At 41.9% G+C, this 12,805-nt stretch carries 12 protein-coding genes; 9 read left to right on the plus strand and 3 right to left on the minus strand.

Features of this window, described 5'->3' with window-relative positions:
* Nucleotides 1-96: 96 nt before the first annotated feature.
* Nucleotides 97-2,079 (minus strand): S9 family peptidase, encoded by a 1,983-nt coding sequence (locus tag B9Y89_RS08610; RefSeq protein WP_176222162.1) that lies wholly within the window; start codon nt 2,077-2,079, stop codon nt 97-99.
* Nucleotides 2,080-2,300: 221 nt separating this feature from the next.
* Between B9Y89_RS08610 and B9Y89_RS08615 the strand changes: the two genes are divergently transcribed.
* Entirely contained in the window at nt 2,301-3,602 is a 1,302-nt protein-coding gene (locus tag B9Y89_RS08615; protein ID WP_139822775.1) for an MFS transporter, read from the plus strand.
* Between the two features lie 15 nt (nt 3,603-3,617).
* On the opposite strand, the gene B9Y89_RS08620 is transcribed toward B9Y89_RS08615, so the two are convergent.
* Together B9Y89_RS08620 and B9Y89_RS08625 are read right to left on the minus strand one after the other, a co-directional pair.
* Nucleotides 3,618-3,962: a spore coat protein gene (locus B9Y89_RS08620; RefSeq protein ID WP_085522838.1), complete on the minus strand. Its 345-nt coding sequence runs from the start codon at nt 3,960-3,962 to the stop codon at nt 3,618-3,620.
* On the minus strand, nt 3,962-4,246 hold the full coding sequence (locus B9Y89_RS08625) for a hypothetical protein (protein ID WP_085522839.1): 285 nt from the start codon (nt 4,244-4,246) through the stop codon (nt 3,962-3,964). The genes B9Y89_RS08620 and B9Y89_RS08625 overlap by 1 nt, the downstream gene beginning before the upstream one ends.
* 215 nt (nt 4,247-4,461) lie before the next feature.
* Between B9Y89_RS08625 and B9Y89_RS08630 the strand changes: the two genes are divergently transcribed.
* The 8 genes from B9Y89_RS08630 (at nt 4,462) to B9Y89_RS08665 (ending at nt 12,663) form a co-directional block, all read left to right on the plus strand.
* Entirely contained in the window at nt 4,462-5,379 is a 918-nt protein-coding gene (locus B9Y89_RS08630; protein ID WP_085522840.1) for a proline dehydrogenase family protein, read from the plus strand.
* A 145-nt stretch (nt 5,380-5,524) separates the two neighbouring features.
* Nucleotides 5,525-7,912 (plus strand): 3-hydroxyacyl-CoA dehydrogenase/enoyl-CoA hydratase family protein, encoded by a 2,388-nt coding sequence (locus B9Y89_RS08635; protein WP_254901222.1) that lies wholly within the window; start codon nt 5,525-5,527, stop codon nt 7,910-7,912.
* A 16-nt stretch (nt 7,913-7,928) separates the two neighbouring features.
* Nucleotides 7,929-9,104 (plus strand): acetyl-CoA C-acetyltransferase, encoded by a 1,176-nt coding sequence (locus tag B9Y89_RS08640; protein ID WP_085522841.1) that lies wholly within the window; start codon nt 7,929-7,931, stop codon nt 9,102-9,104.
* Between the two features lie 15 nt (nt 9,105-9,119).
* Nucleotides 9,120-10,898, plus strand: coding sequence for an acyl-CoA dehydrogenase family protein (locus B9Y89_RS08645; RefSeq protein WP_085522842.1), 1,779 nt, complete (start codon nt 9,120-9,122; stop codon nt 10,896-10,898).
* 223 nt (nt 10,899-11,121) lie between these two features.
* A complete protein-coding gene (locus B9Y89_RS08650; RefSeq protein ID WP_085522843.1) occupies nt 11,122-11,403 on the plus strand; it encodes a hypothetical protein in 282 nt (93 codons plus the stop codon).
* Nucleotides 11,404-11,425: 22 nt separating this feature from the next.
* On the plus strand, nt 11,426-11,782 hold the full coding sequence (locus tag B9Y89_RS08655; protein ID WP_085522844.1) for an arsenate reductase family protein: 357 nt from the start codon (nt 11,426-11,428) through the stop codon (nt 11,780-11,782).
* 84 nt (nt 11,783-11,866) lie between these two features.
* Nucleotides 11,867-12,250, plus strand: a complete 384-nt coding sequence (gene gcvH, locus B9Y89_RS08660) for a glycine cleavage system protein GcvH (protein ID WP_085522845.1) — start codon at nt 11,867-11,869, stop codon at nt 12,248-12,250.
* Between the two features lie 74 nt (nt 12,251-12,324).
* On the plus strand, nt 12,325-12,663 hold the full coding sequence (locus B9Y89_RS08665) for a thioredoxin domain-containing protein (RefSeq protein ID WP_085522846.1): 339 nt from the start codon (nt 12,325-12,327) through the stop codon (nt 12,661-12,663).
* The last annotated feature ends 142 nt before the right edge of the window (nt 12,664-12,805 follow it).

Genomic DNA, 12,805 nt, shown 5'->3' on the forward strand with positions numbered 1-12,805 from the left:
ATTGAAGTAAGGAAGTTGCATAAGCTTCAAGTAAGAGTCGCTCAATCCGAACAGAAATTGCCCATTTGAAACACTTCCAAATGGGCTGTCCTTTTTTTATTGATTATACCGGTCGAACCAGTCGCTGATTTCTTGTAATCTTGTGATGCGGTTTTCAGGTTTACCGGCGCGTGATAGTTCGTGATTCTCACCTTGAAATCGAACGAACCGTGTCTCAACGCCTAATCGGGTTAAAGCGACATACCATTGTTCAGCTTGTTCCATTGGACAACGGTAGTCTTCTTCACTATGAATGATATTCATCGGCGTGTCGACATTTCTAGCATAACGGATCGGTGAAAACTTCAGCACAGTTTCTTCATCGTCCCAAAAGTCGGCATTTCCTAATTGCCGGTAACTGAAGAAATAGCCAATGTCACTGGTCCCGTAAAAACTGTACAGGTTACTGAGGCACCTCTGAGTCACGGCGGCGGTAAATCGGTTGGTTTGGGTCACAATCATATTGGTCATAAAACCACCGTAGCTACCACCCGTGACATAGAGGTTATTTGGATCAAGCTGTGGAAATGTCTCCAGCGCTGCATCCAATCCCGCTAAAATATCTAAACGGTCATTTTGTCCCCAGTCTCCTTGGCAAGCTGCTGTGAATTTACGGCCATACCCTTGACTACCACGGGGGTTGGTATAGACAACCGCATAGCCTTTGGCAGCTAAGTATTGAAATTCATGATGGAACATGTTCCCATAAGCGGTGTGCGGACCACCGTGAATTTCTAAGACCACCGGAATACGATCCTTTTTAACGGCACTATCTGGCAGTAACACCCAACCTTCAATATCCCACTCATCTGCGCCCTTAAACGTGATGGGTTCAGGAGTATTCACAACCTTATGCTGTAGCCAATCGTTATGCTTAGCTAATGGGCGGCTGCCCGCATCCTCATTGATCCACAACTCGCATGGTTCAGTGGCGGTTGCCTTATTATAAACAATATGTTGATGACGGTGGTGAAAAGAAGTCACAACAAAATCACCTTTAATACTTGTGTCTTCAACTGCTCCATCTGTTGTGACTGACTTAATACAGCAATTGCCGCCAACGGTTGCCATAAAATAAATGGTTTGGCTGTTATTATCCCATTGAATAGGCGAATTGCCTGCATCAAGCGAGCTATCAGCACCAACATAATTTCCGACGGGATGATCCCAGTGTTTTGTCAGGCTTATTGCCTTGCCGTCACCGTCTGTTGATATCACCCAAACTTGATTATTTTCCGGACTCACCTCACCGTCTTCGTGTCCACAAAAGGCGAGCCAGCGTCCATCCGGTGATGGCGTGGGCGCAAACAGGTCACCTTTGGCTTGGTAAATAAGCGTCTCTTTATGATTTTCAATATCCAGTTTGTAAAGATCATCGTAATAACCGTTTTTCTTAGGGTCGTTGCGGGATTTTAAATAATAAATCGTCTGACCATCATGGGAAAATATAGGTGACGTGTGATCTGAGTTTCCGGACGTGATTCGCTCGGTTTTTTTCGTGTCCTGATTGTATAAGAATAAATGACTATAGCCGCTTATGAATCCTTTTCCGTTAGCTAAATATCGAAGACGATGGATGACCGTTACATCGTTTTGTGTATCGTTTTCGTCTTCATCTTCATGATCCTTAGCATCCTCGGGCAATTCGACTTCGCAAACAATATGATTGCCATCAGGTGACAAGCTAAATTCACTAATATCATGCTTATAATCAGTAACCTGCTGGGCCTCACCCCAATTAGAAGAAATACACCACACTTGCGCTTTACCGGTTCGATTGGAAAGAAAATAAATTGACTTTCCATCATTCGACCAAATGGGTGACGACTCCTTAACGTTCTCATCACTTCTGTAAAAGTTTGTTAGCTTATTATATTCTCGTGTTTGCAAGTCTTGTAAGTACAAGGATGAATCATAACCATTGTTTGTCTTATCCGCAACTGTGACGACATAAACCACATAGCGGCCATCCGGTGATAACTGCGGTTGCCCGGTCCACTGAAATTGGTAGAGATCATCGGGCTGTATAGATGATGTCATACAATTCATACCTCCAATTGAATGTGTCCTTTCAATTATTCATTCGATACCCGAAATAATACTCCTCTTTCCAATTTCTAAAAGGATCTATATTACGACGCCGTTAGTCATCCCCAGTTTAAGATGTAAGCACTATTATTTACTTCTAAATTTGCTTGTGTTATAGTTTTCGAGTTGTTATTGCACGGAGCATTCAGTCAACAAGAGAGAGGTGGAATCCTATGAGTATGACATCTGTAAAGCGCGCATCCGGTCAGTTTTTTTATGGCTGGGTTATTGTTATGGTCAGTGCGTTAGGGGTTTTCTTTTCAGGGCCCGGACAAACATATGGGATTTCGGCGTTTGTGGGTTCGTTTGTTGAGCAGTTTAATGGTAATGATACCTTAGTTTCGGGCATTTATTCAGCGGCAACGTTATTGTCGGGAAGTCTATTATTCTTAATGGGTCGAAGTGTCGATCGCTTTGGTCAACGGACGATAGCGATTGTAGCCGCAGCGTTACTGGGCGTTGCTTGTATTTTGAGTAGTCTTGTCGCAAACCCAGTGATGCTGTTTATAGCTTTCTTTATGTTACGTTATTTTGGGCAAGGATCGATGATGCTTGTTCCAAATACATTGGTGCCACAGTGGTTTATTAAAAAACGGGGCCGGGCGATGAGCTTTTTGGCCATTGGGACGTTTGTTAGTTCAGCGACTTTCCCGCCTCTTAATGCATGGTTGATTAACACTTATAGCGCAGAACATGCCTGGCAAATACTGGCTGTTTTTATTTGGATTGTGTTTATCCCGCTAGCGATTTTTTTGATCAAAAATAAGCCGGAGGATATAGGAAAACTACCGGATAACGCTGAACAACGACCTGTCAGCGGTGATCAAAACAATATTTCGGCAGCTGGTGATGATGAGGAAGACTGGACATTACAGGAAGCAAGAAAAACACGAGCCTTTTGGTTTATTCTATTTTGCGTGTCATTACCCGCCATGATTAATACAGCCATCACTTTTCATCTGTTTCGAATTTTTGAGATGCATGATTTATCCGCGGGGACAGCGTCACTTGTTTTAAGTCTAATGGCGACGATCGGTTTCCCTGTGACATTGGTCGCCGGTTTTGTATTGGAAAGAATTGCGGTCAATAAGGTGATTGGCCTTTCGTTTATCGGTCAATTGGTGTTTTTGGTGTTATTGTTATTTATGCACAGCTTTTTGTCGGCTATTCTATTTGGCGTGTTGTGGGGTATTATGAATGGCTTTGAACGCATCACCGTCAACCTTATCTGGCCCGATTACTTTGGGCGGAAGCATCTCGGAAGTATTCGAGGTATGGCTCAGACCTTTACGGTGATCGGCTCGGCAGTTGGACCGCTGCCATTAGGTTTTGCGTTCGAGCAATTTAATAGTTTTAATGGTGCGATTATTGCTATGATGATTTTTCCATTTTTGGGTGTGTTGGCCGCCTTTTCTGCATCAAAACCGAATAAAGCAGATTATTTCCCTGAAGATTCAAACCGGCTGTCTACTTAAAACAGCCGGTTTAGTTTATTGAATAGCATTGGGATTAGGAAATTGTTCGGTTTGATATTGAGTGAACTGCTGGAATGTTTTCTGAAGCTTTTGTGCATCTTCAGCTTCGACGCCATACCAACCTTTTTTGAACATTAAATTGTAAAGCTCACGCTGTGCATTTTCTGTTTCATTGTAGATATTAGAAACGTCCTGATAGAGGGCATCATGGCTCATTTCGTGCAAAGCTGTACTGTAAGCATTTGTCATGTATTTTTCCGTTGATAAACAATCATTCATAAAGTCACGGTCGTTCATTTGCGGTGTTTTAGGGACTTGAGTAGATGGATTTTTAATTTGATTCGACTGTTGTTGTGGCATCACTGCATACCCCCTTGCTGCGGCTGATTGGTTTGCCCTAAATGTTGATTGATACTATTCAATAAGGTTTGATAATGGTTCTGATGCATTTGGCTTAATTGCATTAATGCATTTTTAATTTCAGGGTCTTGGCATTGTTGGGCGAAAAAATTTGTTTTCTTGATGGCATTTAAATTCCATGTCATCATGTCTTTCATATACAGGTGATCTTTTGTACTCATCACAAATGGGGGTTGTTGCATGAAAGTTTGACCTTGTGGCTGCGACTGTGGTTGTTGTTGCATTGGGTTGACCTCCTTATTTAAAATGCTTCAATTTTTAATATGTACAAACGTATGAGCCTTATACAGTGATGGCCAAAATGTCACGTAAACTTTTATGTATCATATAAATGAAAATAATGTTATTATGTATAATAAGAGGGCAGTTTTCTTGTATTAAAATGTATGCGGTTTCAAAAACGTGATGTCATGATACTAACGCAAGGTGGGGAAAGGCCATGGAACAAATGATGCGCAATTTCTTTTTATTTTTGGCAAAAAATAAAGCGGTTACAAAAATGGCAAAAAAATATGGTCTCCGTTTTGGTGCGGCCCGGTTTGTTGCAGGTGCTGAGTTAGATGGTGCTGTTCAAGTGATTCAAAATTTGAATCATCTGGGTTTCAAAGTGACCATTGATCACCTTGGTGAATTTGTAGACAGTGAGGCTGAAGCAAAAGAAATGGCTAACAGTTGTATTGAGGCTGTTAAAGCCATTGCCGAGTATGATCTTGATTCGCAGTTGTCATTGAAGCTAACATCTATGGGAATGGATATTAGTGATGAGCTTGTTTTAAATAATATGAGGCGTATTTTAACCATTGCGAATGACATGGGTGTTTTTATTACGATTGATATGGAAGATTCCGCTCGTTGCGGTCACTCCATTGATTTATTTACAGAGTTAAAAAAGGAATTTGATAATATTGGAACTGTTATACAGGCTTATCTCTACCGGTCTGATGAGGACTTAGATTATTTAGACCCATTGGCACCGAACCTTCGACTTGTTAAAGGGGCCTACAAGGAACCTGATTCCGTAGCTTATCCTAACAAAGAGGATGTTGATGAAAATTATAAAGCACTGATTAAAAAGCATTTATTAAATGGGCACTATACGGCCATCGCTACACACGATGATGCGATCATTGACTATACAAAGGAGCTCGTTCAACAATATAATATTCCTAATAACCAATTTGAATTTCAAATGTTATACGGGATACGAACGGAACGGCAAAAAGAGATTGTTCAAGAAGGTTATAAAATGAGAGTCTACGTTCCTTATGGTTCCGACTGGTACGGTTATTTTATGCGTCGATTAGCGGAAAGGCCTGCCAATGTTTCATTTGTGCTAAAGGGTGTTCTGAAGAAATAAAAACGGGGGACAAAGGTTTCTCGTTTTTTTCTAAACAATTAATATTGCGAAATTTTTAAACTTGGATTATAGTGTAGTTAAGATATTTTTTTAAGCATAAAATGAATGAGTATTCATTCAAAATGAATAAAAAGGAGGTTCTAAAGTGAGGGAAATCAGAAAAGCTGCTGTATTAGGTTCTGGTGTCATGGGGGCTTCCATTGCTGCACACTTGGCTAACGTTGGCATCCCCGTTATATTACTGGATATCGTTCCTAAAGAACTGACGTCGAAAGAAGCGTCCAAAGGTTTAACACTGGATGATCAGGTTGTGCGCAATCGTCTAGGTTCAGCATCTCTTAATAAAATTAAGAAGCAAAAGCCGGCACCATTGACGTCAAATCAAAATCTGAGGCGTATCGAAGTCGGCAACATGACGGATGACATGGAGCGATTAAGCGATGTTGATTGGATAATTGAAGTCGTTGTTGAAGACCTTACTATTAAAAAACAAGTTTTAGCAGATGTTGACCGTTACAGAAAAGAAGGATCGATCATCAGTTCGAATACATCCGGGATCTCCATTCATGATATGTCAGAGGCGTGTTCTGATGATTTTAAGGCCCATTTTCTGGGTACCCACTTCTTCAATCCGCCAAGATACATGAAGTTACTTGAAGTGATTCCCACAAAACATACGAAGACAGACGTGATTCAGCAAATGGTCACATTCGGAGAAGACGTCCTCGGTAAAGGGGTCGTGATGGCCAAGGATACTCCAAACTTCATTGCTAACCGGATTGGGACGTATGGTTTGCAGGTAACCGTCCGCGAATTGCTGGATAAAGGTTATAGTGTCGGCGAGGTTGATTCGGTTACAGGATCCATCCTTGGTCGGGCAAAAAGCGCGACATTCCGAACTTTAGATGTTGTCGGATTAGATACATTTGTTCATGTTGCCGACAACGTCCGTAACAATGTTAACGATCCGCAGGAAAAGCAGGTGTTCGAGATCCCATCTTTTGTTCAATCAATGTTAGAAAGAGGATGGGTTGGCAGTAAAGCGGGTCAAGGATTTTACTTAAAAACGAAAAGCAAAGAGATTTTGCAGTTGAATCCAAACACGATGGATTATGAACCGCGGGATAAAGTCCATTCACCGTCAGTCGAACAGGCCAAACAATTGAAATCTACTAGTGAAAAAATTAAAGCGCTTGCATATGCGGAAGATCGTGCCGGTGACATTGTTTGGCCAATCTTAAAACAAACCTTACTTTACTCAGCCGAACACGTCTACAATATCGCTGATCATATTCACGCTGTTGATCTGGCGATGAAATGGGGATTCGGTTGGGAGTTTGGACCGTTTGAGACATGGGATGCGATCGGTCTAGAAACCTCTGTCGAGCGGATGAAAGCTGAAGGAGTACAAGTTCCGGCATGGATTGAAGACATGCTGAGCAAGGGCTATCAGCAGTTTTATAAAGAAACTGATGGTAAGCGCTATTATTATCATAATGGAGACTATGTTCCTATTAAAGTGACCAAAAAGCACATACATCTTCCGACCTTAAAACATGAGGGACGTGTCATTAAGAAAAATACCGGCGCTAGTTTAATTGATTTGGGGGATGATGTTGCTTTACTTGAATTTCATTCACAAAACAATGCGATCGGTTTAGATATATTGCAAATGATTCAGCAGTCGGTTGATGAAGTTGAACAAAATTTCAAAGGTCTGGTCATTGGTAATCAAAGTAAGAATTTCTGTGTTGGTGCTAATTTAGGCTTAATTTTGATGGAAGCTCAAGATGATAATTACACGGAAATTGATATGGTCGTCCGCAAGTTTCAGCAGGCTATGCTCCGGTTGAAATATGCGCAAAAACCAGTGGTTGCTGCACCATTTCAAATGACCCTTGGGGGCGGTGCTGAAGTCAGTTTGTCATCCAGTGCGATCCAGGCAGACATGGAAACCTATATGGGCTTGGTTGAAACCGGTGTTGGCTTGATTCCTGGTGGCGGTGGAAATAAAGAGCTTTATTTACGTTTACTTAATCAAATCCCTCAAGGTATTGACGTTGATTTAACAAAAATAACGAATCAAGTGTTTGAACAGATTGCAACAGCCAATGTTGCCACATCGGCAGAAGAAGCCAGGGAGAATGGCTTTCTAAGAGACGATGACCGAATGAGTACCAATGGTGATCATCTCATTTATGATGCTAAACAGCGTGTCATAGAAATGGAGAAAGCGGGCTATCGTGCCCCGGATCAAAAGAAAATTCCTGTCTCTGGGGAAGCTGGTTATGCCGCAATGGTGATGGGGGCTAAGACCATGCAATATTCCGGATATGCCAGTGATCATGATTTAATAATAGCTAAAAAATTGGCTCATGTGCTCGCCGGCGGCCGTTTGCCTGAAGGCACAAAAGTCGATGAATCTTACTTGCTTGATTTGGAACGAGAGGCCTTTTTAAGCCTTGTCGGGGAACCGAAGTCACAACAAAGAATGCAGCACATGCTGATGAAAGGCAAACCGTTGCGAAACTAAGAAAGAGGTGAATTAAATGAATGAAGCGGTAATTGTTGCTGGTGCAAGAACACCGGTTGGTAAGGCTCATAAGGGTCACTTTGCCAACAAGCGACCTGATGATTTAGGGGCGGAGACAGTTAAGGAAACTTTGCGCCGCTCAGGTTTCGAAGGTCATATTGACGATGTCATTATTGGGTGTTCCATGCCTGAAGCTGAACAAGGTCAAAACATGGGACGTTTGATTGCAGGGCTGGCGGGACTATCTCAGGAAACCCCAGGTGTGACGGTGAACCGGTATTGTTCCTCAGGTTTGCAAACCATTGCTAATGCTGCCGAACGGATTATGCTTGGAAATGCTGAAGCGATCATTGCCGGCGGAGCTGAATCGATGAGCATGGTACCAATGGGCGGTCATGTGATCAAGCCGAATGCAGCGCTCGTTGAATCAGCACCAGAATATTACATGAATATGGGCCATACTGCTGAACAAGTTGCACAAAAATATGGTGTTACCCGTGAAGATCAGGATGCTTTTGCCTTACGTAGTCACAACCGGGCCGCTCAAGCTATGAGTGAAGGCAAATTTGATGATGAAGTGATGCCTATTGAAGTGATCCAACGGAGCCTTGCGGGTGATAATCGTGTGCAAGAAGAATCAATCATGGTGTCGCAGGATGAAGGCGTGCGACCCAATACGTCACTTGAGGTTCTGGGGAAATTAAATCCTGCCTTTCAAAGAAACGGGAGCGTTACAGCTGGTAACGCTTCACAAACAAGCGATGGAGCAGCTTCTGTTCTAGTCATGGATCGCGAGAAGGCAAAAAGTGAGGGATTACAGTCCATAGCAAAATTCCGGTCATTTGCAGTTGCGGGAGTCCCGCCTGAAATTATGGGTATCGGACCAGTGCAAGCCGTTCCAAAGGCCTTGGAACAAGCAGGCATCAGCTTAGCCGACATTGGTGTGATTGAATTAAATGAAGCCTTTGCCTCACAATCCTTACAAGTGATTCGTGAACTCGGGTTGAATGAGGAGATCGTTAATATTAACGGAGGGGCCATTGCCTTAGGTCATCCCCTTGGATGTACGGGGACCAAGTTGACACTCACATGCTTGCACGAGATGAAACGTCGCGGTGAGCAGTTTGGCCTTGTCACTATGTGTATTGGTGGCGGTATGGGCGCCGCAGGGGTTTTTGAATTAATTGATTAATAGGGGGAATAGATTATGAGTCAGAAAACGGAAAATGTACAAAAAGGCGGAGCTTTTTTAATTGATGGTATCACGCCAGAACAGTTATATACACCTGAGGATATGACAGATGAACAAAAATTGATGGCAAAAACCACCGAAGATTTTATTAAGAAAGAAGTGCTTCCCCATAAAGAAAAACTTGAACAAAAAGATTTTGACTTGACCCAGGATCTTTTAAAGAAGGCAGGGGAACTGGGACTGCTTGGTGCAGACATCCCTGAGCCATACGGAGGATTAGGTCTAGATAAAATTAGTTCGGCCCTAATTACTGAAAAGTTTTCATTAGCTAATGCATTTTCGCTAAGCTATGGTGCCCATGTCGGGATTGGTTCACTGCCGATTGTGCTGTTCGGCACTGAAGAGCAGAAGAAGAAATATCTGCCTGATTTAGCGACAGGAGAGAAATTTGCTGCTTATGCCCTCACCGAACCAGGATCAGGATCAGATGCTTTAGGAGCGAAAACAACAGCTGTTTTAAATGAGGAAGGAACCCACTATATCCTTAACGGGGAAAAACAATGGATTACTAACTCGGCGTTTGCGGATGTGTTTGTTGTTTATGCCAAGATAGACGGTGAACATTTTTCAGCTTTCATTGTTGATAGGGACCTTCCTGGCCTATCAACAGGCCCTGAAGAAAAGAAAATGGGTATTCAAGCCTCGTCAACAAGGACGTTAATATTAGAAGATGTGGCTGTCCCGGTGGAAAATCTCCTAGGAGAAGCGGGAAAAGGCCATAAAATTGCCTTTAATATCCTTAATATTGGACGCTACAAGCTAGCTGTCGGACTCGTAGGTGCACTTAAGCGTGGTCTTGAAGTATCTGTAAAGTATGTCAATGAGAGAAAACAGTTTAATACACCGATTTCCCAGTTCTCGTTAACCAAACGGAAGTTAGCTGACATGGCGATTAAAACCTTTGCCACGGAAACATCAGTATATCGAACGGTCGGCATGTTCTCAGACCGGCTGGATGGATTAGACAATGAACAACTTAAAGACGGGAAAGGTATGGCGGCTGCTATTGCGGAATATGCGTTGGAGTGTTCACTTAATAAAGTTTTCTCGTCCGAAGCACTGGATTATGTTGTCGATGAAGCGGTCCAGCTTCATGGTGGTTATGGATTCATGGCGGAATATGAAGTTGAAAGAATGTATCGGGACTCAAGGATTAACCGTATCTTTGAGGGAACGAATGAAATTAATCGGTTTCTTGTCCCGCAGACATTATTGCGTAAAGCTATGAAGGGTGAACTACCTTTAATGGAAAAAGCTCAAACACTTCAGGAAGAGTTAATGATGCTGAAACCTGAGGAACCCGGTGATCAGCAGCTTGAGAAAGAATACTACCTTTTGGATCAGGCTAAGAAGATCTTCCTCATGGTTGCCGGTATGGGTGTTCAAAAGTATGGAAAATCTCTGGAAAACGAGCAAGAATTACTTGTGAATGTCGCGGATATTGTTAACAATATTTATACTATGGAGGCTGCCATTGTCCGGACGCAAAAAGCGATAGACCATGGAAGCGCCTATGAACAAAAGATGCTAATGACAGAAGTCTTCTGTCAAGAAGCATTCCAAGACATTGAAGCTTACGCAAAAGAATCATTATTAATGCTTGAAACTGGTGATGGGCTTCGTATGATGCTGTCAGCTTTGCGGAAATTAACACGATTCACACCTGAGAATGTTATAGCGAAAAAACGGCAAATTTCTGAGAAAGTCATCAGCGAAGAAAGTTACGTGGTGTAATGAATATTTAAATAACTGCACCCCCTTACTATATATACACATTCCTTAATTATGACGGCTGCCAAATGGCAGGCGTCTTTTTTTTGACAGCAGGAAATCTCAGAAGTTTCGAACTAAAATGTAAATGGGAGAAGGAATGTCATTAGAGTTTCTTGAAATCGTTAGATGGATGCCTATAATATAAAGAACATGATATAATAAATAAAAAATGGAGGAATCTGAAATGAGCGATATTATCCGGGAGATTGAGATGGGTGATTACACAGTCACCTTAAAAGAAAAGAATAATAATCATTATGTCGCCCGTTTAGTTTCGGGAAATCAAGGTGGTATTCTGGAACTGGAGAAACTTGATAGTGGTCATATGCGTGTTAAGGAACTAGATCTTGGCAGTGTTGAAATTTCAACCGAACACCTAGCCCTCATGCTAATCTTGATCGGCTCTGATGCTGATGTTGTTAATCAGATCAATCGTATCCAGAACATACGAAGCGATTTCAATTAAGTTTATAAACGAGGTGAATGTGATGACATTATCGGTATACAGTTATCCCCCTTGCGGTACCTGCCGCAAAGCCAAACAATGGCTTGATAGCCATCAAATAGATTATGAAGAAATACATATTGTCGATTCACCGCCAACAAAGGAAGAACTGAGGCATTTTTTTCAAGTCAGCGGTTTGCCTTTGCGGAAGTTTTTTAATACAAGCGGCCGCAGGTACAGAGAATTAGGATTGAAGGATCAAATGAAAACATCAACCGAAGATGAATTGTTGGACTGGTTAGCTTCTGACGGTATGTTAATCAAACGCCCGATCATCACCGATGGCGAACATGTCACTGTTGGATTTCAGGAAGATACCTTCCAACAGACGTGGATTTGACCAGAACATTTGCGGTTGATCGGATTCTATAATATGATATGACTGTTGAAATAGATAGGAACTGATAAGCATAGGAGGTTTATTATGGAAACACCTGAAGAACTGCTCTATTCCGAAGAACATGAATGGGTCAAGCAAGAAGGCGACCATGTTAGGATTGGTATCACGGCATTTGCCCAAGATGAACTTGGGGATATTGTTTTTGTAGAATTGCCTGAAGAAGGCGATGAAATTGGAGCGGACGAGCCTTTCGGCAGTGTCGAATCCGTTAAAACGGTTTCCGAATTATACGCTCCAGTAACCGGTAAAGTGATCGAAGTTAATGAAGAACTTGAAGATTCCCCTGAATTTGTGAATGAATCCCCTTATGATAAGGCATGGATGATTCTTGTTGAACCAAGTGATCGTTCAGAACTCGATGATTTACTTTCCGCTGAAGAATATAAAAAAATGACAGACGAGGAATAGGCTCGTGACAAGCCTGCAGATGTAAAGACTGCAGGCTTTTATTTCATAATCATAGCTTGAAAGTTGTGACACTTATGCCTCTCGAAGAAATGACGTCTGACTCATTAAAGTGTACCGAAGAACAAACGCTACCATTATTGTTTGAAACACCTTTCTGTCAAACGTGTCAGTTAGCAAAAAAAATGATTGGATTGACCGAGCAAGCCTTATCAAGGAAGGTGACGACCTATGTCTGCCGGGCGTCAGAATGGGAAGCACTTGTTAATGAATGGAAAATTGAAAGTGTGCCTTGCTTAGTTTTTGTCAGAAATCATCAATTCATCAAAAAAGTATATGCCATTGAATCTGTGACAAAACTTTACCAACTTTACGAACAATATATCGGTGAATCCTGTGAAAACGGTAAAAGATAACATTACATGGGATGAGCATTACAATTATTAAAAGATCAGCTGCCTTTGTTAACAAATTGTATATTTATTAATCGCTTATAGATGGTATAAAGGAACAAGAGGAATTAAAGAGAAGAATGTTAGTCTAGTTGCGAGGTGGAAA

The sequence above is a fragment of the Tuberibacillus sp. Marseille-P3662 genome (assembly GCF_900178005.1).
Classification (GTDB): Bacteria; Bacillota; Bacilli; order Bacillales; family Sporolactobacillaceae; genus Marseille-P3662.

Bases quoted from the DNA above. Each gene is read 5' to 3' on its own strand.
- B9Y89_RS08640 (WP_085522841.1), top strand. From the start codon at position 7,929: ATGAATGAAGCGGTAATTGTTGCTGGTGCAAGAACACCGGTTGGTAAG.
- B9Y89_RS08620 (WP_085522838.1), bottom strand. From the start codon at position 3,962: ATGCCACAACAACAGTCGAATCAAATTAAAAATCCATCTACTCAAGTC.
- B9Y89_RS08665 (WP_085522846.1), top strand. From the start codon at position 12,325: ATGCCTCTCGAAGAAATGACGTCTGACTCATTAAAGTGTACCGAAGAA.
- B9Y89_RS08655 (WP_085522844.1), top strand. From the start codon at position 11,426: ATGACATTATCGGTATACAGTTATCCCCCTTGCGGTACCTGCCGCAAA.
- gcvH (WP_085522845.1), top strand. From the start codon at position 11,867: ATGGAAACACCTGAAGAACTGCTCTATTCCGAAGAACATGAATGGGTC.
- B9Y89_RS08625 (WP_085522839.1), bottom strand. From the start codon at position 4,246: ATGCAACAACAACCACAGTCGCAGCCACAAGGTCAAACTTTCATGCAA.
- B9Y89_RS08650 (WP_085522843.1), top strand. From the start codon at position 11,122: ATGAGCGATATTATCCGGGAGATTGAGATGGGTGATTACACAGTCACC.
- B9Y89_RS08615 (WP_139822775.1), top strand. From the start codon at position 2,301: ATGAGTATGACATCTGTAAAGCGCGCATCCGGTCAGTTTTTTTATGGC.
- B9Y89_RS08645 (WP_085522842.1), top strand. From the start codon at position 9,120: ATGAGTCAGAAAACGGAAAATGTACAAAAAGGCGGAGCTTTTTTAATT.
- B9Y89_RS08630 (WP_085522840.1), top strand. From the start codon at position 4,462: ATGGAACAAATGATGCGCAATTTCTTTTTATTTTTGGCAAAAAATAAA.
- B9Y89_RS08610 (WP_176222162.1), bottom strand. From the start codon at position 2,079: ATGACATCATCTATACAGCCCGATGATCTCTACCAATTTCAGTGGACC.